Consider the following 24,029-nt stretch of genomic DNA (forward strand, 5'->3'; position numbering starts at 1 on the left):
CGCACTCTCTGTTCTCCTGCCGAAATCCGTGCCCGAACACGCAGACCCGGTCAACACTATTCTTATGACTTGCACGAAATCTTCGCATGTGACACATGAATAGATTAGAAAAGGGAGACCCCATGTCCATGCACCCCAAGTCGCCCGTCTCGGCATACGATGCCAACGGGGAACTGACATCATTTGCCCGCGAGAGTGTCATCCGGATGGCCTCGAATTTCGAGATCAGCTCCATGTTGATCGCCGCCAACGACGACATGGAATACGACGGACTGCTGGACCTGGTCGAGAACCGCGGCCTGGGCCTGGCCCGTTGGGACAACGCGAAACTTTCCGATCACTGGGACAACATTAAGGACGACTACTTCGCGCTCCTCGACGCCGGGAAGCTGGTCTTCGACCACGAAGACCCGGAGATCGTGCCCCTTGAATGCCCGACAACGATGCTCAAGATCGAGGGCAAGGACGGCGCCGAGCTGCAGATCGAACGCAACGATCTCATCGAGCGCCTCGTCATCACCGCGGCGGCCCAAGCGATCAACAGCTGGGAAGACTTCGGCGACACCGATTTCATCGACAACGCGCAGCTCGAGGGCACCACCGGTCTGCACAACTTGACCGACAAGGAACTCCTCCGCGAGTGGCGCGAGGCCCGCAACAGCTTTTACTTCAAAGCTTTCGCCGGCACGCTGAAGCACGACATCCCCGCGGCGGATCCGGAGCACGACCTGCTCACGGCCGATGTCTTCCCGGGGCCGGCGTGATCATGGGCCCGGCGCCGATGGCGTCCTGACCAAGACAATCCATGTCTTTCACTTTCACGAAGGCCGGCACATCAGATTTTAAGAAAAAAAGAGGAGAGACCAATGACAACCGAAGCACGCCTGCGACTCGAGGACCACCAGCCGGACGAGGCGCGCGACTCTCGTGCGCCGGCCAGCATCGATGCCAAGCTGTCGCTGAAGGACGACGCGGTCGAGCTGCACACTGACGACGGCCGCTCGGTCTGGATCGAGCTCGAGAACGATCACGTCCGCGTGCACACCTACAACCGGTCGCACGAGGCGCCCATGAACCTCACCATTCCGGTCGAGGGCGAGATCGAAGTGGATGACCACGACTACAACCAGGAGCTCTCCAGCGACCGTCACGACACGCCTCTCTGGTAAAGGCCGCGCCGGAAAGATCCTGAAAATGCTGAGATCGATTTTCAGACTGTTCCGCGACCCCGCGAAACGGAACCTGGTGGGCCAGCACATCATCGTGCAGCCCGCCGGTCTCGCATGCCCGAAGGCGGCCGAGGCCCTACGCCGCGCGGTCGCGAGGTCCCATAAGGCGGATGACTTGCCCTGGGTCCTTCATGATCTGCGAAGCGCGCACTATCCGAGCCACACTCTGAATTCGATCTCCGGGCGCCACCAACGCGCCACCCCGGACAGGCACCCGCTGGTCGTCATCAATCGCGACTGCTCCGTTCAGGGCGCCATCGATGCCGGACGCGCCCGGGACGCCGGCGTGACCGTCGTGATGGCCGCCAGGACGCCGTCCGACTACGCGCTGGTCAACAGCATGTTGTTCTCGCGCATGGCCGTTGACTTCCCGCTGCGCGCCCACCGCACCCGGACCGGAAAATTCAGGATCTCGGTCTCGGAGACACCCGACCCGCTTCGACCGACCAAACAGGGCCCTGCCCCGCGTCGGCGCATGAAACGAGGAGAACTCATCCATGACCACAGATATTGAAATCAGCGAACCGGAACTGGAACGTGCCCAGTACGTCATCGAGATCGATCAGGCGGACCTGCAGGCGATCTCGGAGGCCGAGGCCGAGGAAAAAATCGATCCGGCAGATCACCTGGAAAGCCGCATCGTCCAGAGACCACGCTGGATCCAGGGACGACGCTGGGTCCCGGATAATTCCGAAGTCGAAGGGGTCGAGAGCCTGTTTTTCGATTCCGAGTGCGACGGCCTCATCCAATACGAGGTCCGCGGAGAGGACGACACGCCCGAGCTGCACGAGCGGATCCGGGACATCGTGCGGGAACAGGTCAAGGTGGCCCGCGAAATCGCGCAACAGGAAGACCTCTCTCCCGCGCCATGACCCCAAAGGACACGCACCATGCAGACAGACATCACCATCGGAGCGCCTGAGGCCCAGCGCACGGCTTACTGCATCGAGGTCGACACCGAGTCCTTCCGGATCCTCTGCAAGGCGGAGAAATGGGGGGAGCTGATCGACTACGACGACCACCTTCTCGTACGCCTCGGGGATCCGCCGGCCGGTACGCGGCGCGAGCCAGAGGTCGATGGCATCTCGAACGTTGAGTACGATGGCCACTTCGGCGCCGCGATCCACTATGATCCACTATACGGTCGATGCGGAGGACGACACGCCGGAGCTGCACGCGCGCGTTCGGGAGATTGTCCGGGACCAAATCGAGACGGCCCGCCGGCTGACCGCTGAGCCGGTATCCGCGCCAGGACCATGGGGCGGCTCGCCTTGAAATGGATCGAGCCGACTTGACGTACCTCGGCACCGAACTCTGTAATTCAATTGAGCAGGCGTGCTCTCGGTGCATAGTGAAACGAATGCGAGACATCAGATGAGATCCACCTCCGCAATCCTGCTTCTGATCGCGCTGGGCGCATGCGCTTCCCCACAGGAGAAATGCGCCGCCGAAGCACGGACCCGTCTGAGCGAGCTGGAAGCACGTATCGAGATCGTGGAGGGCAACATCGAGCGCGGCTACGCCATCTACGTGTCCCGCGAGCCTCGCACATCGGTTGGCATCTGCACCGGCAGCGGTCGCGGCAGGATCGGCGTCTCTACCTGCATCGGGACGGACAACGGCCCGCGCGAACAACCCGTCGCCATCGATGTCTCCGAGGAGCGCAAGAAGCTCGAGCGACTGCGCGGGCAGCTGGCCGAGCGGCAAGTCGCCTACCAATCGCGCGTCTCCCAGTGCCGGCAGACCTACCCCGACACATAAAAAACGGCGGGCTCGATCCGAACCCGCCGCAGTTGCCTTGCTAAGGCTGTCTGTCCTGTCCCCGATACCGAGCCTGTCAGGCTGCCTTGGTGGCAGTCTTGGCAGCGGTTGCCGCCTTCCCCGCGGTCTCCTCGCCGGCCTTCTGCGCGATCCCGGTGAACTCGCCACCGGCGGACTGCGCGATCTCGGCAAGTGCCTCGGTGGTGCGCTGGCCGACCTGCATCTGCGCCTGCACGAAGTCGCTGAAAACTTGGCCATAGGCCGTCGGTTCGCTGCGCGCGGCGGTCAGCGTCCGCACGTTCCCGAAGGCCTCCTTCGCGGATCCGGCCACGACGTCCGTTGCCTTCGAGGCGCTGTCGAACATGACGCCCGCGAGCTTCTCGTTGAATTCGGCCGCAGTCTTGAAGCCGTCTTCAAACGCCTTGGTGTCCATCATGTTCGGCATGTCGGCGAACATCTTCGTGAAATCGGTCTGGTTTGCCATGTCGTGTCTCCTTTCGGGGCCCCGTTCCGGGCTGTGTTCCTGAGTTCTCATCATACATGATTGCTGCAGTGCAGCATTTCAACCCCCAGGTCGCGCATCAGGCCTCCAAAACTCCGCACCGGCACCAAAGCCGCAGCTCCAAGTGTAGGGTCTCGTTCCTGAACGTCGCGGTCTCGCCAGCAGCCCAGTGACCGGTCTTCCCGCATGGGTACCATAGCGGGCTCCAATCTTTTCTCCCGCGCAGGACGGGACGGAAGGCGAACCCTGACCCACGTCGCCGCGTGCTATCTCCGGTTGGTCTTCAAGGGACCTGACGACCTCTGCGAAGCCTCCACAAGTCATGAATAGAACTGAACAGCATTGAGCGAAAACCGCGGGCTGAGCGATACTTTATTCTTGCTGCGCCAACCGTCATGTTTTAACCTTTTCGAAACTGCCAGAAGACGGAAGGGCACTCCCATCTCAACTGACCAGAAAGAACTCCCGCCGCACCTGAGACACACTCCTGAAGGAGAAACCATCCTCAAGGTTGCTCACGAGCTCGGGTGGACGCCAAACCAAAAAGCAATTCTAAATATTTGGAACAAGCACAAACCTAGCCGTTCCGAAAACCGGATCCGGGAGTCCATCCAGAAGTACATCGATAGGCGCAGCCGTCCTCTTCTCACAGCAAGTCAAGTACGTCATCGACTAGGGATTTCGCACGAGGAGTTTGTGAAGTGGTGGCGCGCTGGGCGCATCCATACCAGTAATGGCATCAGCGGGCGTAACATCAGCGGGCGCCCCAACCGTCCCAACCCCCCAAAAAATAAGCCAAGGTTCTCGGAGGCCGATGTCAATTCCTGGATGCCTCTCGTCTCGGCATGGGAAGAAGATGAGCGCGCCCAAAGGAAAGCCGACAAAAAACGGCGCAAGAAAGTCCGGGAAGATCTTTGCATGGACGCACCTGGGCAGGCCTATCCGGTTGCTCGCAACATGGAGCGTCGGATCGTCTTTCATTCTGGCCCAACGAACTCCGGCAAGACCCACGAGGCCTTGAAGCAGCTCGCCGCCGCGCAGACCGGGATCTATGCAGCTCCGCTGCGACTGCTGGCCATGGAGGGATACGACCGCCTCAACGAACTCGGTGTGGATACCGGCCTCCGAACCGGAGAGGAAGAAATCGGCGTCCAACACTCAACGCACCTCTCATGCACCATCGAGTCATTGTCTCCGGATCGGGAAGTGGATGTCGTCGTCATCGATGAGGTGCAGATGTTGTCTGATCCTGATCGCGGTGCCGCATGGACCAGGGCGCTACTGGCAGCACCAGCAAAGGAAATCCATCTGGCCGGGGCGGCCGATGCCCTGCCCTGGATTGAAGCGGTCCTCGAACAAACTGGTGAAACCGTCGAAATCATCGAGTACGAGCGCAAGTCCGAACTCCATGCTCTCAGCCAACCTGTCAAAAAATGCAAGCCCGGTGATGCAGTGGTCGTCTTCTCTCGCCGACAAATCATGGCCACCCGCGCGAAACTGCGCGGGAAAGGAAGGAGCGTCGCCGTGATCTTCGGTGCCCTCCCACCGGAGGTCCGCCGCCGGGAAGCCGAACGATTTGCGACCGGAGAAGCAGAGGTCCTTGTCGCGACGGATGCTATCGGCATGGGCCTCAACCTGCCGATCAAACGTGTGATCTTCGGCGCAGTGGTGAAGTTCGACGGCTACACTAACCGTTTTCTCGAGCCTCACGAGATCCGCCAGATTGCGGGTCGTGCCGGGCGTGGCCACGACAACCCCGGCTACGCCGGAGTTTTGTCAGGCCTCGACGAGACCATTGTTCAAGATGCACTGGACGCAGACTTCGAAGACGATGATCTGGACTACGACTGGGAGAACCCTGGCGTGAGGTTTCGCCCTGAGTTCTTGTCCAAACTCCCGGAGCCGGCAGGCTGGAGCACGTACATTCACGACATCCGCTCGTATCGCAATGTCCTCCCGCCAGGATGGCGACTGGACACTGGTCCCGATCTCGATCTGGCAGCAGAGATCGCGGACAAACACGAAGCAGCCACTGATGAGCGTGCGCCCTTCTGCTTCACGGCGCCCATCGGGGACGATTCCCTCGATCCGGCGACAAAAGCACTTTCCGCCGGCATGGCCTCGCTTCGGAAAAAGGGGACCTGGCCCGTTCCGAAAACGCCCTCTTCGAAACCGGGTACAGATGCAAAACTGTCCCGATGGACGGAGATCGGACGCTGCCTGACCGTTGCGCGCTGGTTCTGCCGCCAGGACCGAGGACAGCGGATCAATCAGGCAGAAGTCGAGACGCAGTGGGAAAAGTACACGGCCGGCCTCATGGAAGCCATGGCATCGCGGGACCTCTTCCAGAGAACCTGTCCGGATTGCGACAAGCCACTTCCATGGTCGCACCCCCACAGGTTCTGCGACGCCTGCTTTTTCACCGATCATTTCGATGACTATCTCTGAAAACAGGACTGAAGAGCATTCTCCGCTGGACGGTAGCGGAAGTCTGCCACCGTCCAGCGCGTTGAGAGACATTGAACAGAAAGAAGGACCAAAGATCTCTTGAAACACCCCAATCGCTACCCCAAACACTCAGGTGACAAAGGCACCGTGTTCGGCGGCATCTGCAACACCACGCGATGTAACCAAAACGATGCCCAGTTCTTCAATGTCGGCACTCATGGCTACTACTGCGTCGGCTGTGCGCGCGGCATCAACCGGTTCACGCCCGGCCTGTGCGCACGTGTTGATCACGACCTGGATCTGGAAGAAATGGATGCCCAAGCGGCTCAGATTCGGCCGGCCTCATGAGCTGCCCGGGATCCGCCCGCGCTTTCTCGGCAGCCGAGCCCGACTGGCTCGAGCAGGCCAGCGACCAGCTCTCCCAGCTCCACAGCACTCTCGAAGAACTGGGAGACACGAGTCTTCTGGACGCCTTTGAGGCTTTCGACGATGCACTTCGAAACGCGGAGAGGCGACGATCCCTCGAAGCCTCGGACTGATCTTTCCGGCATCACCACAAAAAAGACCAGGCGCTGGGCCTGGTCCTCGATGCATCGCAATGACCCCCAATCAGGGCGCCGGCGCCGCGGGCTCCGGCCGCTCGATGGGCTGCATTTCCAGCGTCCGGGTGTTCAACTCGCTGACGTTCAGGCCCTTCCAGGAACCCTCGTTATAGTTCTCCGCGATCTCGTCCCAGAACTCCGCGGAATTCAGGTCCGCATCACCATCGTACCCGAGTTCCGTCGCGACCTGGGCAACCGCGTCCCGGCGATTTGGGAATGTCATCGCGGTCTCACGGAAGTCGTTATTGAAGTTCACGACGAAAAGGGTGTCGGGGTCGAGGTCTTTCTCAGCCTCCGGTGCCATTTCCGGCATCTCCAGCAGGCGCTGGATATCGTCCTCCTTCTCTCCGAGCGGGCCCAGCGCCTGCAGGCACGGGTTGTCCCACTCGCCTTGCATCCGGGCCCGAATGCCTTCCAAGGCTTGCTCTGCGGTCATCTTGGTCATGGTGGATATCCTTGTCTGTTGCTGACGGAGATGGTCGCCCGCATGCAATTCTCTAGTGGACCTCAGTGCTGTTTTCCGACTTGGCACTCAGGCTCCAGACCTCCGTTCAGAGAGGGTGTGCGGTCAACAAGCGGTTGACTAGAGCACCTCCATGCACCATATTCCCAATATGGGAACAGTGGAGCAGGAATGCAGGTCATTGCCAAGTCGACCCTTCGGGCATTTTGGTTGCGCGAGCCCAGGGCCGAAGCTCCTTTGCAGGCATGGTATGCAATCGCTGACAAGGCCGATTGGGCTGGCCCGGCGGACGTGAAGAGGGCCTTCGGAACGTCCGTCGACTTCGTGGGAGATAACCGGGTTATCTTTGACATCGGAGGCAACAAATACCGCCTGATCGTCCACTTCGCTTACCCGTATCGCCGGGCGCTGATCAAGTTTATCGGCACCCACAAAGAGTACGACAAGATCAACCCGGAGACGATCTGATGGACATTCGACCGATCCGCACCCAAGACGATCTGGATTGGGCTCTGGCTGAAATCACCCCCTACTTCGACAATCAACCCACGCCGGGAACGCCAGAAGCTGACCGTTTTGACGTGCTTGCAGAGCTCATCGAGTCCTATGAGGATCGCCATTTCCCCATGCCGGAACTCGAGCCCGTGGATTTGCTTAGGGCCCATATGGAAGCCACGGGACGTACCCAGAAAGATTTGGCCGACCTGCTCGGGTCTCGTCCTCGTGCCTCAGAAGTACTGAACCGCAAGCGCGCGCTGACTGTAGAGATGATCTATAAAATCAGTAACGAATGGCACGTCCCGGCTGAATGCCTTGTGAAGCCGTACCAACTAGACCTCGAGCCTGCTCACCGCGGTGTTCGATCCCGCCCTTCCAGTCGATTCTGAAGCGGGGAGTTGGAAGTTACTCAGCGCCGTCGCGGACCGAATGCCGGTCGGTTACTTCTCGGCTTCCCGTGCATTTGCCGCCAGCTGTCAGTAGCCATGCCACGGCCATCAGCCCGAAAAGAGCCATGACTAGAACATAGACTGGCAACACAAATTCCAGCCGGCCGGCCTCTTCGGTGGAGACCTCGAGAACCAGGGCGACGATGGCGAACGCCAGATGCAGACCCGCGAGACACGTCCCGAGATATGCTCGCGTCTCGCGAAATGACTTTCGGGGATCTGTCGCGTCAGGCGTCATCGGACTCCAACCGACATGATCCCGGCCATGAACTGCAGCTGGAAGCCGATAGCTGTGCGAACTCCCCGGGTGGCTTCCCGAGCGAAGCGCTGCGCTGCTCGATCCTGAATTTTCAGGAAGTCGACCGGGTTGCGGGCGTCGGGCAGCGCCTCGATGGCCTCGATGCCGATCTCCACGAAATTCAGGAAGCGCGACCGGGCACCGGCCGCCATGTCGAACGGAAGGGTCGCCAAGCGGCTGGCGGAATGGGCGTCATCGTTGTGGTCAGGCATTCTGAAATCCTCTGTCTGGAATGCCGATGTGGTACCCGGCCCGGGTTGCCGCCGATTTAAGACCGGTCGCCAGCCTGTTCCTCGGGAGAGGGCGTCGTCTGCTGCCCGGCCGCCGCGGCCCAGAAGGCGGTCATGAAATGCATGGTGCTGCGGGCGAACTCGGACTGCATTTTCATGATGTCCGAGACGCTGCGCGCGGTTCCCCAGGCATAGAGCGCATCCGCTCCGACCTGGAACTGGTCGCCGGCCGACTTCTGGGCTGATCGCATCCTGTCACCACCGGCATCGGACAGGCTTCGAAGGTGCGCATGGATGGCGGGCGTCGTTGGATCAGGCATGTGGAAACTCCTCCTCCACACAGGATACGGTCGCGCGATTTCCGGAGGGTTTCGGAGTCACTTCTACAAAGAAATCGGGTGTTTACCCGGATCTGTCATCTGCGGGTCACTGATAAAGGCCCGACAACATGAAGAACAAGAAACACGACTCCTGGTCTACGGAGACCCGCACGGAAACTACGCACCGCTGATCGATGCCTGCAGTGCGAAACGTCCCGACGCGATGCTCATCGCCGGCGACATGACGGCCCCGAAGGATGAGCCCGAACGCATCCGTCCGATCCGCTCGGAGCTGGCCGAGCTCCTGGAGGAAGACATCGAGATCATCTGGACCCACGGGAACCACGACACGGACTCCCCCGAGATCCATGACGCTACCTTCGAGAGCTTTCCCGAGGGGCACCTGCACGGCGGGGTCCGTACACTGAAAAGCAGCGGGCTTCGGGTCGCGGCGCTGGGCGGCGTCTTTCGCGGGCAGATCTGGTACCCGGAGATGCACTACGAGGACCCGGCACGTTACCAATGCCCGGAGACCTTCCTGCAGGAGAAGGACTGCGCCTGGCGCGGCGGCCTTCCCTTGCGTCATCGCAGCTCGATCTTTCCGTCCGACGCCGAGCGCATCAAGCAGATCGGCGCGGATATCCTCCTCACTCACGAGGCGCCCAGCGCCGTGTCACCGCACGGCTTTCTTGCCCTGGATCAGCTTGCTGACGACATGGGGGCCAAAGTGATCTTTCACGGCCACCACCACATCAGCTACGCGGACGAGCTCATGAACGGCATCCAGGTGCGCGGTCTTGGTCTCGCGGAGCCTGTGCGGGTGTACGTGTGACGAGAGCCAAGGAAGCTGACCGACATCATTTCTTGCCAAGGTCACACCGAATCGAGTTTCATTTTTCATATTATTTTGTTGAAAAACTCGCGCTTGATCGAGGGGCATCTTGCTGATTCAATTCCGCCAACGGGCGGGAGGAATGGCGATGATGGGATCCAAGCAGGAGGCGCAGCCAGCGCTGTTCTACGAGTTCTCGCTGGAAGATCACGTCCCCCGGGATCATCTGCTTCGATCCATTGATCGGTTCGTCGATCTCAGCAGCATCCGCGCCTACCTTGCCGATTTCTACAGTCACACAGGGCGCCCCTCCGTCGATCCCGAATTGCTGATCCGCATGCTCCTGGTCGGATACTGCTTTGGTATCCGGTCCGAGCGGCGGCTCTGCGAGGAGGTCCATCTGAACCTGGCGTATCGCTGGTTTTGCCGCTTGGACCTCAGCGATCGGGTTCCGGACCATTCCACCTTCTCGAAGAACCGCCATGGTCGTTTCCGCGAGAGCGAACTGCTCCGCCACCTGTTTGAGACGACCGTCGCGCGGTGCATCGAAGAGGGCCTGGTCAGCGGACAGCGCATGGCCATCGACGCGAGCCTGATCGAAGCCGATGCCAACAAGCAGAACTCGACTCCGAAGGAGGAGTGGGATCCGGCGCAGGTCGATCCTGCTGATGCCCCGCGGGCCGTTCGCGAGTATCTTGAGACTCTGGACGAGGCAGCGTTCGGTGCTGCCAGCGAGGTGCAGCCGAAGTTCACGTCGCATTCCGACCCGGCCAGCCAGTGGACGGCCGCACGTAAGGGTCCGGCTTTCTTCAGCTATTCTGACAACTACCTGATCGACACCGACCATGGCGTAATCGTAGATGTCGAAGCCACCAGGTCCATTCGGCAGGCCGAGGTCGGTGCGACCAAGACCATGCTGGAGCGTGTGAAGACCAAGTTCGCCCTCCATCCCGAACGCCTGATCGCGGACACGGCCTATGGCAGCGGGCCGATGCTGGGCTGGTTGGTCGAGCGCAAGATTGCCCCGCATATCCCCGTTTTCGACAAATCCGGACGATCCGATGGGACTTGGACACGCGTCGACTTTGAATGGGATGCGGAGAACGACCAATACATCTGCCCCGAGGGGCATGAGCTGAAGCAGTTCCGCCGGAACTATTCCGATCCGAACCGCGGGCCAACCGGCAAGGGCACAGCCCGCTATCGGGCGCTGAAAGAGGTCTGTCAGGCATGCCCATCAAAAGCGAAGTGCTGCCCGAATGCGGATGCCCGCAAGATCACTCGCGAAGAACATGAAGATGCCCGGGAGGTCGCTCGCGAGATCGCCAAAACCGAGCAGTATGTGATCTCGATGAAGCTGAGGAAGAAGGTCGAGATGCTCTTTGCCCACCTCAAACGGATCCTTGGCCTGAACAGGCTGCGATTACGTGGTCCACGCGGCGCAAATGACGAATTCCTTCTTGCCGCAACCGCCCAAAACCTCCGCAAACTGGCCAAGATCCTTCCTGCACCGCAGCAACCGCGAAAAGCCTGACAGGAAAGGCGCACGCCCCGTGTTCTGCAATCGATATTCTGCGCTTGCGAACGGGTGTTTTTCCACAGAATCATATTGTTGAAGATTTTGGGAGGGAATGATGAAGCGCATTGTATTTTTGGCCCTGGTTGGCCTGGGCGTGGCAGCGTGCCAGGCCACGCCGGAAAACATGGGCAGCCAAACCATGGAGACAGCCACGGTCGTCGACACGTTCATCGGTAAGCGTCTGGTGACCGAAAATGGCGGAGTGTTCCTGTTCAACCCTGATGGAACGGTTGGCGGGAGCCTCCGCGGAGAGGAAATCGTCGGCACCTACACCGCCGATACTCAGGAAGTCTGCAGCACCTATTCTGCGCCGGAGTTCCTGACCGGCCGCGAATTCTGCAGCGTGCCCGTGATTTCCGACAACACCGTCGTTTTCGAGCGGCGTGATGGCAGCAGCTCTCCGGTCTACATGATCGAGGGCTAGGCTTGGATTTGTAGCCAACGGATGACGGTGGCCTCGGTCCGTCCTGCTCGAAGGCCGATTGACCTGCAGGTGCAAATCCATACATATGGGAATATGTCGGACAAAACATCATTCCCTGCCGTGTCTTATGATACGGACGCAAGGCCGGAGAAACGCAAGAACGAGTCCATTGCAGACTGGCTGGGACGCCAGATCGTCTCGGGCACCTATGCCTGCGGCGAGGCAATTCCCAAGGAGATGGACTTCCTGGCCGAGACCGGCATCTCACGGGGCGCCTATAGAGAGGCTGTGCGTCGCCTGGTTGGCAAGGGTATGCTGGTGACCCGGACGCGCAGCGGCACCCGTGTCACGCCTCGCGAGAAATGGTCCCTGCTCGATCCCGACGTCGTGCGCTGGAGCTTCGAGACCGGAAAGCCGCCCGACTGGTATATCCGGGCCCTCTACGAGATGCGGGCAATGATCGAACCTCCGGCGGCTGCTTTTGCCGCCGAGCGGCGCACCGAAGAGGACTTGCAGCTGTTCCGCGATGCGCTGCACGCGATGCGTTACTGCGACATGACCGAGGACAGTTGGCATGCAGCCGACGCGAGCTTTCATCGCGCGATCTTGGTTGGCTCGCACAACCCGGTGCTGCATTCGCTGGAAGCGGGGATCTGTGCGGCGGTTGCCCACACGACGGCGTTTCGCTACCGCGACATGTCCAACCCGCACACGCGCAACCCCGTGGATGAGCATGCGGCGGTCTTCGAGCGGATCGAGGCCCGCGACCCGGTGGGCGCACGTCGGCTGATGACCGAACTCGTGGACACCGCGCTTCTGGATTCTCGGGGCACCACGGTTTTTGATCTGGGCCTCCCGACACTCAAGGGCTGAGCCGGCGCTCCATACGTCGTCATGTCCGGGAACTCCGATAAAAAATCACCCCGGCCGCAAAAGCCGGGGCGATACTTGCATGCGCGGCGTCGTGTAAGGCGGGTCAGCCCTTCACGCCGGAAGAGATCATCACTGCCTCGGTCACCCGTTTCTGGAAAATCAGGTAAGCGATCACCACCGGTGCCGCGGCCAGAAGTGCAACCGACATGATCCGCGCGTAGGCTACGCCGAAGGCATCGTTGACCTGCGTGATACCGACCGGAATGGTCATCATGTCTTCTGTCGTGATGACCAGGAACGGCCAGAGAAACGCGTTCCAAGTCATAATGAAGGTGATGATGCCCAGCGCCGTGGTGATGCCCCAGTTGAGCGGCAGGTAGACCCGGAACAGGAGTGTGTAGTCACCACCGCCATCCAGAACCACGGCTTCCTTCATCTCCTTGGGCACCGCGTCGAAGAATTGCTTGTAGACGATGATGACCACCGGCACGACGAGCTGCGGCAGGATGATCCCGCCCCAGCGATTGATGAGCCCCATGTCATTCATCAAAACAAACTGGGGCACGACCAGCGCCTGTGCCGGCACCATGAAGCTGCCCAGGACCACGAGGTAGAGCAACTTCCGCCCGGGGAACCGCATCTGGCTGAGAGCATAGGCGCACATCATACCTGTCACCAGCACGATGGCCGTGACGATGACCGAGGTGCCGATGGAGTTGATGTACCAGTCGATCAGGCTCGAGTTGAACAGCGCATCGATGTAGGAACTCAGGTTGAACTCGTCTGGAAGCAGTCCCGCTTCATCGGAAACCACACGGTTCTCGGACCGGATCGAGGTCACGAAGGCCCAGTAGAGCGGAAAGACCCAGATCAGCCCGCCGACCATCGTGAGGCCTGTGAGCGCAGCGTTCTCGATACGTCGTTGACGTGTCATTTATCTTTCCCTCCGACCCGCAGAAGCTGGAATTGGAGCACCGAGATCACGACGATCAGCAGGAAGAGAACCAGCGAGACCGCCGCGGCGTAACCACCGTTGTTGAGCTGGAAGGCCTCACGATAGACCATCAGCAGGAGCACGTAGCTCGAGTTGAAGGGACCGCCCTCGGACAGCAGGTAGACCTGATCGAAAATCTTGAGCTGCAGGATCAACTGCAGGGTCAGCACCAGCGCTGTCACGGGCCAGAGCAGCGGCCAGGTCACCCGGAAGAAGAGCTGCCGTCGCGTGGCGCCATCCAGCTTGGCCGCCTCGTAGAGCTCTTCGGGGATGTTCCGGAGGCCGGCGATGAAGAGCAGCACGTTGAAGCCGTTGGTCCACCAGATCGTCACCAAGGCCACGGCCGGCATCACCCAGAAGGGGTTCTTGAAAACCGGAACCGGCTTGCCGGTGAAGAACTCCAGCACCGGTTGCAAGATGCCGAACTGGAAATCCAGCATCCAGGCCCAGATCTGCGTGACCACCGATACCGGCAGAACGTAGGGCGTGAAGAAAAACACCAGCGCGAGTGCCTGCATTCGCCCCGACAGACGATTGACCGCCAAAGAGATCATCAGCGCGATGACCGTGGTCGGAACAACGGTCAGCAGGACAAAGTAGCCATTGTTGATGACGGATGTGTAGAACAGCCGGTCCGAGAACAGCCGTTTGTAATTGTCCCAACCGACCCATTCGCCCTCGCCGATCAGTGGCGCATCCGTAAAGCTCATCCGGATCACCTCGATCACCGGGTAGCCGAATACCAACGCGAAGATGGCCACGAAGGGAAGGATCAGCGAATACGCCGTCAGCCTGTGCCGCGACCTGTTGTGGATCATGGCCATGTTCTCAATTCTCCTCCCGAAGTCAGGAGCATCCCACTCGGTAGCCCCGAGCGGGATGCGATCCGTCTCAGTTCATGCGGCTTTGCAGTTCAGCCTTCATCTGGGCGACGGCGTCCTCGGGCGAGAGGTAACCGTGGATCGCCGGCGAGATGATGTTGACGGCCGCATCATAGGCCGGCGAGGCCACGCCCGCGACTTCGCTACGCGGGTCGTAGGTGGCATTCTCGGCGAGCGAAGAATAGGTCGCGTTCGGCTCCATGGCCGCAAACTCCTCGCTCTCGGCCACGGGCTTGTAGGCCGGGATGTGCCCTGCATCTGCCCACTGAATAGCGTGTTCTTCCATCCAGCCGATGACCGTCATGACCGCTTCGCGCTTTTCGGGGTCCATCTCCTCCTCGCCCTGGACCGGGATCGCCCAGGCATGGCTGTCCGCCCAGGTGGTCTGCTCGTCCATCAGCTTGGGAACCTCGACGGCGCCCCACTCGAAGCCCAGTTCACCGCTGTCCTGAAGGTCGGTCATCGTGGGGACTTCCCAGACGCCGTTGATCTGGAAGGCCGACTTGCCCGATGTGAAGAGGGCGACCGAGGCCTCGTAGAGCGCCTGCTCTGGCTGCCAGCCCTCGCTCTGCCACTTGGTCATGATTTCGACGGCCCGCTCGGCCATCTCGGTGCTCTCGCCGGGCAGGATCTCTCCGGAGTCGGAGATCAGCGTTCCGCCTTGCTGAGACAGCAAGGTGTAGAAGACCCGGTAAACCCCACCGTCATCGCCCGTGGCATAGGTCAGCGGTGTCTCGGAGCCGTTTTCGGCGGCAACCTGCATGGCCTCCTCGAAGTCGGAGACGCTTTCGATGCCGGTGAGATTGCCGTCGTCGTCGAGAAAACGAGAGCCCTCAAGATAGGACTTGTTGTAGTAGAGCACGACCGAATGGATGTCGAAAGGCACCGCGTAGAGCGTGCCGTCCGGCCCCTTGGCCGCCTCCACGGAGCCTTCGAAGAAGTCGCTTTCGCTCAGCCCGGCGGCCTCGAGATCTGCCTCGGTGATCGGTGTGAGGACCCCCTCCTCGAGGCCAAGCGGCATGCGGGAAAGGTGGTAGGTCATCAGGTCGGGGCCCTGCCCGACGGCGGCGGACGTCCGGATCTTGGTATAGAACGGCACACCCCATTCAAGGGTGGTCGCCTCGATCTGGATGTCGGAATGCTCCTCGTTGAACTGGCTGATCAGTGCCTTCATGCGCACGCCGTCACCGCCGGCGAAAAAATCCCACCAGGTGATGGTCTGTTGTGCCAGAGCCGGCGTTGCCGATCCGACCAGCGCCGCGAGCGCGGACGCTCGTGCAAGTGTCTTGAATGTCATGTTGTCCTCCTCCTGAATTTCGAGACGCAGGCGCGCCTCCCTCCTGTTACGGCCGCCCGGGCAGGCCGGCCTAACGAAGCCTTTCGCCCTCGGGTGTGAAGGCAAAGACCTTGTCCGCGGGCGCGCTGAGCTGCAGGTCACGGCCTTCAAGGCTCTCGCGGTTGCCTCGGCGTTCGAAGACGATGTCCTTCCCCGATGCCGAGCGCGAGTGGACATAGGAATTCCCGCCGAGCTCCTCGGCCACCTCGACCTTCACCGGCAATCCGCCGGTCTCGAGCGGCTCGAGATGTTCGGGCCGCACACCCAGCACCAGCTGCGTGCCGGCCCCGGGCTTCGGTCCCTGCAGCGCGACGCGAAGTTCGCCTTCCTCGGCGCGGGCGGTAAAGCCGCTGTCGTCGCTGTCGCTGACCACCGCGTCGACGAAATTCATGGCCGGGGAGCCGATGAAGCCCGCGACAAAGCGGTTGTCAGGATCGTCGTAGAGCGACAGCGGCCGGCCCGACTGCATGACGTGGCCGCCCTTCAGCACGAAGATGTCGTCGGCCAGAGTCATCGCCTCGACCTGGTCGTGCGTGACGTAGATCATCGTCGCGCCGATCTGGCGGTGAAGCCGCGTCAGCTCGAGCCGCATCTGCACCCGCAATTCTGCGTCGAGGTTCGACAGCGGTTCGTCGAACAGAAAGACATCAGGCTCGCGCACAATGGCCCGGCCAATGGCGACACGCTGGCGTTGCCCGCCGGACAGCGCGGAGGGCTTCTTGTCGAGATGGTCGGTCAGTTGAAGAATTCGCGCTGCCTCGCGCACCTTTTCTTCCCGCTCCGCGCGCGGGGCCCGTGACAGGCGCAGCGAAAACCCCATGTTTTCCGCCACGCTCAGATGCGGGTAGAGCGCATAGGACTGGAAGACCATCGCGACGCCGCGCTGTGCGGGCTCGACGGCGGTCACGTTGCGGCCGCCGATCTCGATCTTGCCGCCTGATGTCTCCTCAAGACCGGCAATCATGCGCAGAAGCGTGGACTTGCCGCAGCCCGAAGGTCCGACGAAAACACCGAAGTCGCCCTTGGGAACCTCCAGCGAGACGTCCCGGATGACATCGTGGCCACCGAACGACTTTCTCACGTTGGTCAGCTTCACTCCGGACATGGCTCAGACCCTCAGCCGCACGACATGGTAGGACAACGGCGCAAGGCTGCCGCCCAGGGTTCCATCCTCCACGGCGACGCCATTTCCCTTGGCGGGCGCGATTGCTTCGCTGCCGGGTCCGTTCGTGGCACGTAGGTTGTGGCCTGCCATCACCCGGTGATCGAGTAGCGTAGCGCCCTCGAAACCGGTCAGAGATACGCGCAGATCCGCGACTTCGGTCAGGTGCCGGTTCACGATGAAAAGCGTCACAGTGCCGCCGGCAGTGTCGTGGGTTGCAGCCACGTCGAGGTAGGGCACGTCGTCGGCAACCGCACAGTCATAGGTCGGACTGTCGACAGAGACTCTCAGAGCCGTGCCGCGGCCGTAGAGGCTGGCCAACTGGTAGGGCCAATAGATCGACTGTCGCCAGGCCGGTCCGCCGGGCTCGGCCCGGATCGGCGCAATCACGTTCACGAGCTGCGCGATGCAGGCGATCTTGACCCGGTCGGAGCGACGAATGAACTCGTTGAGCAGGCAGGCGACGAAGAGCGCGTCCTCGAAGTTGTAGTCCTCTTCCAGCAGGTCGGGAGCCTCCGGCCAGTCCCAGGACTTCCAGCGCCGATGATCCTCCTCGCGGATATGATACCAGACGTTCCACTCGTCGAAGCAGATGTGCACGTCGTTCGTCGCGCGCTTCTTGGCCTTCACGAAGTCGATCACGCCAGCGATGGACTGGATGTAGCGGCCCGTCTCCTCGACCTTGCCGAAGAAATTGAGCGTATCGTTGGACGAGTTGCCGAAATACTTGTGCAGCGAGATGTAGTCGACGTTCTCGTAGCATTCCTCGAGAACGCCGCGCTCCCAGTCGGGGTAGGTCGGCATTTCGTCGTTGGACGAGCCGCAAACCACCATCTCGGCGCCGGGAGTAAGCTGGCGCAGCGCCTTGGCGGTCTCGTCGGCGAGCCGGCCGTATTCCTTGGCTTCCTTGTGGCCGATCTGCCAGGGGCCGTCCATCTCGTTGCCAAGGCACCACATCTTCACGCCGTAGGGATTTTCCACGCCATGGCTGCGTCGGAGGTCTGACCAGTAAGTGCCCGAGGGATGGTTGACGTATTCCATGAAGTTTCGCGCGTCCGTGATCCCGCGAGACCCAAGGTTTACGGCAAGCATCATCTCGATGCCCTGCTCCTCGGCCCAGACCGCGAACTCGTTGATGCCGACCTGGTTCGTCTCCTTGCTTCGCCAGGCCAGGTCGAGCCTCACGGGGCGATCCTCCTTGGGACCAACACCGTCTTCCCAGTTGTAGGCCGAGACGAAATTGCCGCCCGGGTAGCGAATGGCGGGGATGTTCAGGTCCCGCACCATCTGCGCCACGTCACGACGAAAACCATGCGCATCGGCCTCCGGATGACCCGGCTCGTAGATCCCCGAATAGATCGCACGTCCCATGTGTTCGATGAACGCGGCGTAGAGCCTGTCATCGATCTTCGCGATTTCGAACGCGCGATGTATGTCGGCATTCACCCGCATCTTGACCCCTCCTCACTTATTTGTCCTACAAACTGGTCGCAAAGAGGTGCGCCTGTCAACCGCCTCAATGACAACAGCCAAAGCGCCTTCCCTGAAGGGGTCAAAATTGCGATTTATCAGATACTTCTCCGGCGACCTGCATGTTGCTCGCAGCGCGATGATCACCAAGACGATGGCAGCAATCCCCAGGAAGCCACGCTGCGAATTACACCCTCGAGCCTCTCCTCAAGGAGGTGCAGAGCGCCGATTGGCGTACCGATTCCCGCCTTGCGAGAACTCGTCGCCCCCTCGGGCTTATTCTGTCTCTGCAAAATTCAGAGGTTCGTGCTGACGGTTCCCGCCGGACCGGATCCGGTTACTCACTCTCTCCGGCCAAGCACTGGATCGGAGGCGCGTGGCATACCTGAAACGGGTCCGCATCCTTCCGTCGAGCGGTCCACCAGCGCCTCACGAGCAAGCTCCGTCAACCCGTACCGCTCCACGTAGTCGAGAAGTGCGGCCATGCACCGCTTCTCGTATTCGCGGTCCTCGACATCGTTCGCCATGGCCGCCTCCTTCCGTCGTCGTTGGATGCTCCCGAATGCCGAAAGGAACGAAGGCATCCGGGAGCCGTGCCATGCGCCAGGGATCGCGCTTCGATAGTGAAGCCGGGAATGCGATTCCGGGCAACAGAAAGTCATCGTTAACTTGAACCAGGTGGACGATTTCCGGATACTCGTGTCCGAAAGCGAGGTTGTTCCGATGGTTCCCAGTCAGTCTTTTCGCCTTGTCGTCTTTGCCCTTCTTCTCGTGCCGAGCCTGGCTTTCGCGCAAGCTGTTCCGCGCTACGATGCCGAAGGCTACTGCGATCAGGTCGCCGATACCGTGGGCGGCTCTTACCAGATCCGAAACAGTTGCCTGCAACAGGAACAGAGCGCCTATAACGGCCTCAAGCGGACCTGGTCATCCATCTCCGGCCGGACCTCTGGCTATTGCGATGAGGTGGCACGCAGCATCGGTGGCAGCTACGTGATCCTGGAAACCTGCATCCAGCAGGAACAAGGCGCCGCCTCGAGCAGTCCGGGCTTCAAGTACTGACGGATTCCGAGTTCGGCACGTCGTCGATTGCGAAGCCGCGTCGGTCGGGGTCGTAGGTGAACCTCTGCCCGTCCTCTTCGACATGGAAGTAGTGCGTGCGCGAGAACCTGATGCCATCGGTGATCAGGACTTGCTCCCATGTTTCCCCGGCCGCGCTGTCACTGTCTTCCCTGGCGAGCGCTTCGCCTTCGCGGAGACGAGTGGCGACATCCGTTTCAGACGCGCACCCTTGCGGAAGCGCAGGCCGATGCTCATCCACCAAATGCCCTGCGACCAATGCGACCTGATCATCCGACAGCGGGCTGATGATCTGCAGTCTCATAGTGATTTTCTGATTTCTCACGAGGTCGTCTCCTTCTCAGTCTCAGGCATCCGGGCCGTTCTTTTAGGACGTGCGGTCGCGGAACGCGAAAGCATCAGTCCGCCTCACGATCTGCAATCTCCCGGGCGGCCACGAAAGCCAGGGGCAGGTGCAGCAGACCGGCCGCGGCGAACATCGCCGCCACGAGGTCGGATGCCAGACCGACCCCGAACAGCAATGAGGCCAACAGGAAGAATCCTCCGCGAACCAGGCTCATCCGCGGCGTCACATCGAAGGGATCGACGTCCGGTCGGATGCGTTGCCCGACAATACTACCGATCAGAACGGCGACGATGATAAACGTCGCGGCCGCGTTCCACCACTCTCCTGACATGGCGAGCGAGACTGTGTAAATCACGGCGCCGGACGCCATCAGAACATCAATGGCGTTGACGAGTGCCCTTCCGAAGTAGCTATCCATGCGCTTTCCTCTCATCTTCCATGGCTCGAAGCAGTCTCGAGCGGAATTTCAGCCCGCGGCCGATGTCACCGACGCCTGCGCCGACGGGGTAAACTGCCTGCTCCCTGAATCGCTGGGACTGCGAGCCGAGCGCCTCCGGTCGAAGTCCTGCTGCGCTTCGGCCATGGCGTCTTGTTTCGTGTTCCAGGCGGAGAGCGTGTCGACCTTGACGCCGTTGACGATGACGGCAACCCTCCAATCATCGTCAACATTCTGAAAGACGTGGTAAGAAAGCCGCCCGTGGTTTGCGACCTTGCCGCGCATCCAATCCGGATGCGCGGACCATTCGAGCTCAATGGGACGACGAGACCACTCGATCCACGCCGAGACCGCGAACGCCACCGCCGAGGCCGCCATCGGGAAAGCGGCTCCCTTGGACACATACGCGAGCAGGCCAGTTGCGATTGTGAAACAGACGACCCGCACGAGACAGCTGACAAGGTCAATTCGGGGATAGATCCCGCCGGTCTTGTGCAGCGACAAAGAACGCATGGCCGCCTGGCAGAGGGCGACCGCGGCCAATGCCGTCGCCACCAGGTTGTTCCCGCGCGCGTACTGCTCCAACACGAAAATCGTGCCGGCGATGTAGTATAAGATGTCGCCAAGATGGCTTGCCGGGCGGGAATCCATGTTTTTCCTTTCAGTTGTCGGTGCGCTTATCCATTTCGCGCGCAGTGCAGATGACAGACCGCCGCTCGCGCTCAGCGGACGAGTTCTCGAAGGCGCCCAACGATGTCAGGATCCTCGACTGCCCGGAAGCCAACCATAACCACGACATGGCAACGGCCCTCCGCATCGATGAGGATGTCCCCCATGCTCGTGGACCGCGCCTTGTCGACCTTTGCATCCACGTCGGAATGCGATGTCCAGTTGGCTTCGATGTTTTGTGAGACGGCATAGGCGACTTCCAGATGGTCTTTCCGGATATCGGCCACGTGGTTGTAGTCGCCACGCTCGAGGCCATCCCGGATCACGTCCTCGGCAGCCGGGTCGGAAAACCGCGCCCGGAACTCGATCCGATCCCGGTCCGCAGAAACAGCGAGGGTCCCATCTGGATTTTCAGGATATCCGGGAATGCGTTGAAGGACGTGGATCACGACTGTTCTCCTTCGCGGGGAGCTACCATCTGCCGGACGCCGGCCGCATTCTCCAGCGCGCTGTAGTCGAGGACGTCCCGCTTGCCGACGTGGTTGGCTTCGCTCACGACGCCTTCCTCGATGAGTTTCTCCATGATCGCGGCAGCGCGGGCATAAGAGATTCCCATCTTGCGCTGTACGAAGGAGGTTGCCGCACGGTCGTGCAGCGCCACGATCTCGGCAGCCGTTTCGATCTCGTGGCGCTTCACCTCGGGATCTCTCGGCGCCACGCCCTCTTTCTTGGCCGGAGCCTCGCCTGCGGGCGGTAGACCATGCGCCCAGTCCTGCGTGTAGTCACAGAACGGGCAGATCCATCCGCGCACGGTCGGCACCAGGGCCCCGAGGTCCCCAAGCATGTGCCGGTGATTGCCGTCGTTTCGATTTGCGCAGGTGTAGGGGTGGAACTGGCCGGCCGTCTGGCTTTCCGCCAAAGTGACAACTGCGTCCGGATGGAATGCCGAGACCGGCGCCTCCTCCTTCAGCACGAGGTGTTCGCCTGCCCGAACCCAGTCCTCGAGCATTCCGGTGAGCGCCGATAGCATGAGACGGTCTCGGGGCCCTTGGTTCAGCCGAGACCACGGCGCCATGCCTTCCTCGCCCTCGATCTCTGCGTCCCAGTCCCCGGCCGCGCGTTCGCTTGCCGCGTTGCCGACCACGCGCATCGCCACCTCAAGCGGCGTGTTCGCGCCCTTCTTGAGAGCGGTGTTTTCGTCGAGCAGCGCCCGCACGGCGCGCAGGATGTTCTGTCCAGCGAGGCGATAATCCTCGGTGGTCTGCGATTGTCCGGCCTCGAGCAGTACCCCGTCATGCAGATGGCCGCTCTGGATCAGCATGGCCCCCAGTTCCTCGATGCAGTCGTTCGCCGGCCCCAGGAATTCCTGCCAGCTTTCGCTCTCCTGCCGAGCCTCGTCACGTTCCACCTTGAGCGCGTCGATGGCGTCGCCTGCGACTTTTAGGACAGTCAGAGCGCCGCCTGTTGTCAGTCCGGGAGCCTCCTTGACGTGGGGCGCAACACTCGGCAGCTGCGCCCAGGCCTTTTCGAATGTCGCACCATAACTCCGGAAGCTCTCAGCTTTGTCGCCGCCAACGCTCGGCATGCCACCAATCCTTATCTATTCAACCTACCTTGGCGCATGACAGAACAAATCGCAACAGATCAGCATGACACCTGAGAAGAAGAGAATCGTCATGCCGCCCTATTGAATAGGTCCGGACCACCCCTGGCTTGGCTTGTGGCCCCAAAATCAGGATGCCCGGCGCATGTGTCGATCCGGTCATCCTCTACCGCGGGGACAACGGCGCCTACCCGACCTCGGCGGCCCGAGATTTCCTCAAAATGTTCGGGCGCCCGGTGTTCGTATTTTCGGACCCCCCGGGCCGGCCGGGTTGGTTATCGCGATGACCACGCCCCATCTCTCGGGCCTCTGCCTGCCGCCTCCTGATGAGATCGACCAGCTCCTCCGCGCCAGCCGCGGTGTGTCCGAGCGCTACCTGGCGCAGCTCCCCGGTGCCGAAGCCAAGCTCAATGCCACCAAGGATCCTGAATTTTCCGCGCACTGGGAAATCCTGAAAACTCACGGTCGGGCCCTGCCCCAGGAGGAGTTGGTTCGGAATGCCGGCATTTCTTGCAGTCCGACGACCCCCCGGGGACGATTGAGCATTCTGATCTCTTGAATTCTCCGGTCCATCGCCGAAGCTTAGACACAAGCTCAAGCGAGGGACGATATGGAATTCACGGCTCTCAAGTACTTCCACGAGTCTGCGCGGACGGGGTCCATCCGGCGGGCGAGCGAAGTGCTCCATGTCACGCCGTCATCGGTCAGCCGGGCGGTTTCGGCACTCGAGCACGAGTTCGGCGCGCCGCTGTTCGAGCGAAGCCGAAAGGGCGTGCGGCTGACCGCCGCCGGCACGCTCCTCGCACGTCAAACCCAGCGCATGTTTCGTGATCTTGATCGCGTGCGAGACAGCATAGACGATCTGAGAGGTCTGCATCGTGGTCGCGTGACGCTCTACGGAGCAGAGGGTCTGGTGGCCGAGTTCCTGCCTAAAGTCATCAACGACTTTCACGACAAACACCCCCAGATCGGTTTCGATCTCCATTTCGACTCCACCGACGCCATCGTGTCCGCGCTCGTGGATGACGTGGCCGACATCGGCATCACCTTCAATGGGCCGCAGCGGTCGGATATCGTGACCGTCGCCGAGCATTCCGAGCCGCTGCACTGCCTGGTTCGACCGGGACACGCTCTGGAAAATGTCGCGCGAGACGGATGCATCACGGTCGGGGACTTGCTGGGCTACCCCCTGGCCCTGCCCGAAACCTCCTTCGGCATGCGGCGGATGATCGATACGGCCTTGTCGCAGGAATCGCTCCGCCCGGAGATGGTGGTGAACACCAACTCGCTGGAGCTGACCAAGCGGGTTGCAATGAACGGCGATGCCGTCGGATTCATGCCTGGATTCATGGTGACTGACGATATTGCAGCGGGTCGGCTGCGCGCACTGAAGCTGGACTCGCCGGCCTTTCGCGACGCGCGTGTGACGCTATGCCTGCACAGGGATCGCGAACTTTCATTTGCGGCCAAGGCCCTTACAGCTGTTCTGAAGGAGCATTTCGAGGCTCTAGGTCAGTGATGAGGCACTGGGTGTTGCATATTGCGCA

At 61.1% G+C, this 24,029-nt stretch carries 32 protein-coding genes; 17 read left to right on the forward strand and 15 right to left on the reverse strand.

Annotation, left to right across the window (positions count from 1 at the left end; all coding sequences use genetic code 11):
• Positions 1-122 precede the first annotated feature (122 nt).
• From SALMUC_RS06640 to SALMUC_RS06665, 6 genes are all read left to right on the forward strand, one after another.
• The gene (locus SALMUC_RS06640) at positions 123-764 is read left to right on the forward strand and encodes a hypothetical protein (RefSeq protein ID WP_020038341.1); all 642 of its coding nucleotides are present in this window, start codon (positions 123-125) and stop codon (positions 762-764) included.
• A gap of 102 nt (positions 765-866) precedes the next feature.
• Positions 867-1,169, forward strand: coding sequence for a hypothetical protein (locus SALMUC_RS06645; protein WP_020038342.1), 303 nt, complete (start codon positions 867-869; stop codon positions 1,167-1,169).
• Positions 1,170-1,194: 25 nt separating this feature from the next.
• Positions 1,195-1,743, forward strand: coding sequence for a hypothetical protein (locus SALMUC_RS06650; RefSeq protein ID WP_020038343.1), 549 nt, complete (start codon positions 1,195-1,197; stop codon positions 1,741-1,743).
• Positions 1,727-2,101 (forward strand): hypothetical protein, encoded by a 375-nt coding sequence (locus SALMUC_RS06655; RefSeq protein ID WP_020038344.1) that lies wholly within the window; start codon positions 1,727-1,729, stop codon positions 2,099-2,101. Before SALMUC_RS06650 ends, SALMUC_RS06655 begins: the two co-directional genes overlap by 17 nt.
• An 18-nt stretch (positions 2,102-2,119) precedes the next feature.
• A complete protein-coding gene (locus SALMUC_RS06660; protein WP_020038345.1) occupies positions 2,120-2,464 on the forward strand; it encodes a hypothetical protein in 345 nt (114 codons plus the stop codon).
• Positions 2,465-2,603: 139 nt separating this feature from the next.
• Complete coding sequence (locus SALMUC_RS06665) at positions 2,604-2,990, forward strand: hypothetical protein (protein ID WP_020038346.1); 387 nt, start codon at positions 2,604-2,606, stop codon at positions 2,988-2,990.
• Positions 2,991-3,066: 76 nt separating this feature from the next.
• Here SALMUC_RS06665 and SALMUC_RS06670 read toward each other — a convergent pair whose 3' ends face one another.
• Positions 3,067-3,474 carry a phasin family protein gene (locus tag SALMUC_RS06670; protein ID WP_020038347.1) on the reverse strand — a complete coding sequence of 136 codons (408 nt, stop codon included), beginning with the start codon at positions 3,472-3,474 and terminating at the stop codon, positions 3,067-3,069.
• Positions 3,475-3,834: 360 nt separating this feature from the next.
• Between SALMUC_RS06670 and SALMUC_RS28050 the strand changes: the two genes are divergently transcribed.
• Together SALMUC_RS28050 and SALMUC_RS29580 are read left to right on the forward strand one after the other, a co-directional pair.
• Positions 3,835-5,940, forward strand: a complete 2,106-nt coding sequence (locus tag SALMUC_RS28050; RefSeq protein WP_021119943.1) for a helicase-related protein — start codon at positions 3,835-3,837, stop codon at positions 5,938-5,940.
• A 99-nt stretch (positions 5,941-6,039) separates the two neighbouring features.
• A complete protein-coding gene (locus SALMUC_RS29580; RefSeq protein WP_156883405.1) occupies positions 6,040-6,288 on the forward strand; it encodes a hypothetical protein in 249 nt (82 codons plus the stop codon).
• Between the two features lie 261 nt (positions 6,289-6,549).
• Here the strand turns inward: SALMUC_RS29580 and SALMUC_RS06685 are convergent, their stop codons facing one another.
• On the reverse strand, positions 6,550-6,987 hold the full coding sequence (locus SALMUC_RS06685) for a hypothetical protein (RefSeq protein ID WP_020038350.1): 438 nt from the start codon (positions 6,985-6,987) through the stop codon (positions 6,550-6,552).
• A gap of 189 nt (positions 6,988-7,176) precedes the next feature.
• Between SALMUC_RS06685 and SALMUC_RS06690 the strand changes: the two genes are divergently transcribed.
• Positions 7,177-7,473 (forward strand): type II toxin-antitoxin system HigB family toxin, encoded by a 297-nt coding sequence (locus SALMUC_RS06690; protein WP_020038351.1) that lies wholly within the window; start codon positions 7,177-7,179, stop codon positions 7,471-7,473.
• Positions 7,473-7,892 (forward strand): helix-turn-helix domain-containing protein, encoded by a 420-nt coding sequence (locus SALMUC_RS06695; protein WP_020038352.1) that lies wholly within the window; start codon positions 7,473-7,475, stop codon positions 7,890-7,892. The genes SALMUC_RS06690 and SALMUC_RS06695 overlap by 1 nt, the downstream gene beginning before the upstream one ends.
• 294 nt (positions 7,893-8,186) lie before the next feature.
• On the opposite strand, the gene SALMUC_RS06705 is transcribed toward SALMUC_RS06695, so the two are convergent.
• The gene (locus tag SALMUC_RS06705) at positions 8,187-8,462 is read right to left on the reverse strand and encodes a hypothetical protein (protein WP_020038354.1); all 276 of its coding nucleotides are present in this window, start codon (positions 8,460-8,462) and stop codon (positions 8,187-8,189) included.
• Positions 8,463-8,518: 56 nt separating this feature from the next.
• Positions 8,519-8,800, reverse strand: coding sequence for a hypothetical protein (locus SALMUC_RS06710; RefSeq protein WP_020038355.1), 282 nt, complete (start codon positions 8,798-8,800; stop codon positions 8,519-8,521).
• On the opposite strand from SALMUC_RS06710, the gene SALMUC_RS06715 reads away from it, so the two are divergent.
• The 4 genes from SALMUC_RS06715 (at position 8,799) to SALMUC_RS06730 (ending at position 12,508) form a co-directional block, all read left to right on the forward strand.
• Positions 8,799-9,632, forward strand: a complete 834-nt coding sequence (locus SALMUC_RS06715) for a metallophosphoesterase family protein (RefSeq protein WP_198014511.1) — start codon at positions 8,799-8,801, stop codon at positions 9,630-9,632. The genes SALMUC_RS06710 and SALMUC_RS06715 overlap by 2 nt on opposite strands.
• Positions 9,633-9,780: 148 nt before the next feature.
• The gene (locus SALMUC_RS06720; protein ID WP_020038357.1) at positions 9,781-11,166 is read left to right on the forward strand and encodes an IS1182 family transposase; all 1,386 of its coding nucleotides are present in this window, start codon (positions 9,781-9,783) and stop codon (positions 11,164-11,166) included.
• Between the two features lie 97 nt (positions 11,167-11,263).
• Positions 11,264-11,635 carry a hypothetical protein gene (locus SALMUC_RS06725; RefSeq protein WP_020042335.1) on the forward strand — a complete coding sequence of 124 codons (372 nt, stop codon included), beginning with the start codon at positions 11,264-11,266 and terminating at the stop codon, positions 11,633-11,635.
• 21 nt (positions 11,636-11,656) lie between these two features.
• Complete coding sequence (locus tag SALMUC_RS06730) at positions 11,657-12,508, forward strand: FadR/GntR family transcriptional regulator (RefSeq protein ID WP_084513917.1); 852 nt, start codon at positions 11,657-11,659, stop codon at positions 12,506-12,508.
• A 103-nt stretch (positions 12,509-12,611) separates the two neighbouring features.
• Here SALMUC_RS06730 and SALMUC_RS06735 read toward each other — a convergent pair whose 3' ends face one another.
• The 6 genes from SALMUC_RS06735 to SALMUC_RS06760 form a co-directional block, all read right to left on the reverse strand.
• Positions 12,612-13,442 carry a carbohydrate ABC transporter permease gene (locus SALMUC_RS06735; protein WP_021119947.1) on the reverse strand — a complete coding sequence of 277 codons (831 nt, stop codon included), beginning with the start codon at positions 13,440-13,442 and terminating at the stop codon, positions 12,612-12,614.
• Positions 13,439-14,326 carry a carbohydrate ABC transporter permease gene (locus tag SALMUC_RS06740; RefSeq protein WP_020042338.1) on the reverse strand — a complete coding sequence of 296 codons (888 nt, stop codon included), beginning with the start codon at positions 14,324-14,326 and terminating at the stop codon, positions 13,439-13,441. The genes SALMUC_RS06735 and SALMUC_RS06740 overlap by 4 nt, the downstream gene beginning before the upstream one ends.
• Before the next feature lie 67 nt (positions 14,327-14,393).
• The gene (locus tag SALMUC_RS06745) at positions 14,394-15,680 is read right to left on the reverse strand and encodes an extracellular solute-binding protein (protein WP_020042339.1); all 1,287 of its coding nucleotides are present in this window, start codon (positions 15,678-15,680) and stop codon (positions 14,394-14,396) included.
• A gap of 70 nt (positions 15,681-15,750) precedes the next feature.
• The gene (locus SALMUC_RS06750) at positions 15,751-16,824 is read right to left on the reverse strand and encodes an ABC transporter ATP-binding protein (protein WP_020042340.1); all 1,074 of its coding nucleotides are present in this window, start codon (positions 16,822-16,824) and stop codon (positions 15,751-15,753) included.
• Positions 16,825-16,827: 3 nt separating this feature from the next.
• Positions 16,828-18,333 carry an arabinosylfuranosidase ArfA gene (gene arfA, locus SALMUC_RS06755; protein WP_020042341.1) on the reverse strand — a complete coding sequence of 502 codons (1,506 nt, stop codon included), beginning with the start codon at positions 18,331-18,333 and terminating at the stop codon, positions 16,828-16,830.
• A gap of 359 nt (positions 18,334-18,692) precedes the next feature.
• The gene (locus SALMUC_RS06760; RefSeq protein WP_020042342.1) at positions 18,693-18,878 is read right to left on the reverse strand and encodes a hypothetical protein; all 186 of its coding nucleotides are present in this window, start codon (positions 18,876-18,878) and stop codon (positions 18,693-18,695) included.
• 151 nt (positions 18,879-19,029) lie between these two features.
• Between SALMUC_RS06760 and SALMUC_RS06765 the strand changes: the two genes are divergently transcribed.
• Positions 19,030-19,410 carry a hypothetical protein gene (locus tag SALMUC_RS06765; RefSeq protein WP_425414294.1) on the forward strand — a complete coding sequence of 127 codons (381 nt, stop codon included), beginning with the start codon at positions 19,030-19,032 and terminating at the stop codon, positions 19,408-19,410.
• Here SALMUC_RS06765 and SALMUC_RS06770 read toward each other — a convergent pair.
• From SALMUC_RS06770 to SALMUC_RS30325, 5 genes are all read right to left on the reverse strand, one after another.
• On the reverse strand, positions 19,400-19,732 hold the full coding sequence (locus tag SALMUC_RS06770; RefSeq protein WP_020042344.1) for a hypothetical protein: 333 nt from the start codon (positions 19,730-19,732) through the stop codon (positions 19,400-19,402). The two genes, SALMUC_RS06765 and SALMUC_RS06770, sit on opposite strands and share 11 nt — an antisense overlap.
• 94 nt (positions 19,733-19,826) lie before the next feature.
• The gene (locus tag SALMUC_RS06775) at positions 19,827-20,192 is read right to left on the reverse strand and encodes a hypothetical protein (protein WP_020042345.1); all 366 of its coding nucleotides are present in this window, start codon (positions 20,190-20,192) and stop codon (positions 19,827-19,829) included.
• A 48-nt stretch (positions 20,193-20,240) separates the two neighbouring features.
• Positions 20,241-20,861, reverse strand: coding sequence for a hypothetical protein (locus SALMUC_RS06780; RefSeq protein ID WP_020042346.1), 621 nt, complete (start codon positions 20,859-20,861; stop codon positions 20,241-20,243).
• 71 nt (positions 20,862-20,932) lie between these two features.
• Positions 20,933-21,328 (reverse strand): hypothetical protein, encoded by a 396-nt coding sequence (locus tag SALMUC_RS06785; RefSeq protein ID WP_021119950.1) that lies wholly within the window; start codon positions 21,326-21,328, stop codon positions 20,933-20,935.
• Positions 21,325-22,464, reverse strand: coding sequence for a DNA translocase FtsK (locus SALMUC_RS30325; RefSeq protein WP_020042348.1), 1,140 nt, complete (start codon positions 22,462-22,464; stop codon positions 21,325-21,327). Before SALMUC_RS30325 ends, SALMUC_RS06785 begins: the two co-directional genes overlap by 4 nt.
• A 301-nt stretch (positions 22,465-22,765) precedes the next feature.
• On the opposite strand from SALMUC_RS30325, the gene SALMUC_RS29590 reads away from it, so the two are divergent.
• Both SALMUC_RS29590 and SALMUC_RS06800 read left to right on the forward strand, forming a co-directional pair.
• Positions 22,766-23,041, forward strand: a complete 276-nt coding sequence (locus SALMUC_RS29590; RefSeq protein ID WP_156883406.1) for a hypothetical protein — start codon at positions 22,766-22,768, stop codon at positions 23,039-23,041.
• Between the two features lie 51 nt (positions 23,042-23,092).
• Positions 23,093-24,001, forward strand: a complete 909-nt coding sequence (locus tag SALMUC_RS06800) for a LysR family transcriptional regulator (protein ID WP_020042350.1) — start codon at positions 23,093-23,095, stop codon at positions 23,999-24,001.
• Positions 24,002-24,029: the final 28 nt, after the last annotated feature.

The sequence above is a fragment of the Salipiger mucosus DSM 16094 genome (assembly GCF_000442255.1).
Taxonomy (GTDB): Bacteria; Pseudomonadota; Alphaproteobacteria; order Rhodobacterales; family Rhodobacteraceae; genus Salipiger; species Salipiger mucosus.

Excerpts from the sequence above, each read along its gene's own strand:
- SALMUC_RS06640 (WP_020038341.1), top strand. The coding sequence starts at position 123 with ATGTCCATGCACCCCAAGTCGCCCGTCTCGGCATACGATGCCAACGGG.
- SALMUC_RS06645 (WP_020038342.1), top strand. The coding sequence starts at position 867 with ATGACAACCGAAGCACGCCTGCGACTCGAGGACCACCAGCCGGACGAG.
- SALMUC_RS06650 (WP_020038343.1), top strand. The coding sequence starts at position 1,195 with ATGCTGAGATCGATTTTCAGACTGTTCCGCGACCCCGCGAAACGGAAC.
- SALMUC_RS06655 (WP_020038344.1), top strand. The coding sequence starts at position 1,727 with ATGACCACAGATATTGAAATCAGCGAACCGGAACTGGAACGTGCCCAG.
- SALMUC_RS06660 (WP_020038345.1), top strand. The coding sequence starts at position 2,120 with ATGCAGACAGACATCACCATCGGAGCGCCTGAGGCCCAGCGCACGGCT.
- SALMUC_RS06665 (WP_020038346.1), top strand. The coding sequence starts at position 2,604 with ATGAGATCCACCTCCGCAATCCTGCTTCTGATCGCGCTGGGCGCATGC.
- SALMUC_RS06670 (WP_020038347.1), bottom strand. The coding sequence starts at position 3,474 with ATGGCAAACCAGACCGATTTCACGAAGATGTTCGCCGACATGCCGAAC.
- SALMUC_RS06685 (WP_020038350.1), bottom strand. The coding sequence starts at position 6,987 with ATGACCAAGATGACCGCAGAGCAAGCCTTGGAAGGCATTCGGGCCCGG.
- SALMUC_RS06690 (WP_020038351.1), top strand. The coding sequence starts at position 7,177 with ATGCAGGTCATTGCCAAGTCGACCCTTCGGGCATTTTGGTTGCGCGAG.
- SALMUC_RS06695 (WP_020038352.1), top strand. The coding sequence starts at position 7,473 with ATGGACATTCGACCGATCCGCACCCAAGACGATCTGGATTGGGCTCTG.
- SALMUC_RS06705 (WP_020038354.1), bottom strand. The coding sequence starts at position 8,462 with ATGCCTGACCACAACGATGACGCCCATTCCGCCAGCCGCTTGGCGACC.
- SALMUC_RS06715 (WP_198014511.1), top strand. The coding sequence starts at position 8,799 with ATGTGGAAACTCCTCCTCCACACAGGATACGGTCGCGCGATTTCCGGA.
- SALMUC_RS06710 (WP_020038355.1), bottom strand. The coding sequence starts at position 8,800 with ATGCCTGATCCAACGACGCCCGCCATCCATGCGCACCTTCGAAGCCTG.
- SALMUC_RS06720 (WP_020038357.1), top strand. The coding sequence starts at position 9,781 with ATGATGGGATCCAAGCAGGAGGCGCAGCCAGCGCTGTTCTACGAGTTC.
- SALMUC_RS06725 (WP_020042335.1), top strand. The coding sequence starts at position 11,264 with ATGATGAAGCGCATTGTATTTTTGGCCCTGGTTGGCCTGGGCGTGGCA.
- SALMUC_RS06730 (WP_084513917.1), top strand. The coding sequence starts at position 11,657 with ATGACGGTGGCCTCGGTCCGTCCTGCTCGAAGGCCGATTGACCTGCAG.
- SALMUC_RS06735 (WP_021119947.1), bottom strand. The coding sequence starts at position 13,442 with ATGACACGTCAACGACGTATCGAGAACGCTGCGCTCACAGGCCTCACG.
- SALMUC_RS06740 (WP_020042338.1), bottom strand. The coding sequence starts at position 14,326 with ATGGCCATGATCCACAACAGGTCGCGGCACAGGCTGACGGCGTATTCG.
- SALMUC_RS06745 (WP_020042339.1), bottom strand. The coding sequence starts at position 15,680 with ATGACATTCAAGACACTTGCACGAGCGTCCGCGCTCGCGGCGCTGGTC.
- SALMUC_RS06750 (WP_020042340.1), bottom strand. The coding sequence starts at position 16,824 with ATGTCCGGAGTGAAGCTGACCAACGTGAGAAAGTCGTTCGGTGGCCAC.
- arfA (WP_020042341.1), bottom strand. The coding sequence starts at position 18,333 with ATGCGGGTGAATGCCGACATACATCGCGCGTTCGAAATCGCGAAGATC.
- SALMUC_RS06760 (WP_020042342.1), bottom strand. The coding sequence starts at position 18,878 with ATGGCGAACGATGTCGAGGACCGCGAATACGAGAAGCGGTGCATGGCC.
- SALMUC_RS06770 (WP_020042344.1), bottom strand. The coding sequence starts at position 19,732 with ATGAGACTGCAGATCATCAGCCCGCTGTCGGATGATCAGGTCGCATTG.
- SALMUC_RS06775 (WP_020042345.1), bottom strand. The coding sequence starts at position 20,192 with ATGGATAGCTACTTCGGAAGGGCACTCGTCAACGCCATTGATGTTCTG.
- SALMUC_RS06780 (WP_020042346.1), bottom strand. The coding sequence starts at position 20,861 with ATGGATTCCCGCCCGGCAAGCCATCTTGGCGACATCTTATACTACATC.
- SALMUC_RS30325 (WP_020042348.1), bottom strand. The coding sequence starts at position 22,464 with ATGCCGAGCGTTGGCGGCGACAAAGCTGAGAGCTTCCGGAGTTATGGT.
- SALMUC_RS29590 (WP_156883406.1), top strand. The coding sequence starts at position 22,766 with ATGACCACGCCCCATCTCTCGGGCCTCTGCCTGCCGCCTCCTGATGAG.
- SALMUC_RS06800 (WP_020042350.1), top strand. The coding sequence starts at position 23,093 with ATGGAATTCACGGCTCTCAAGTACTTCCACGAGTCTGCGCGGACGGGG.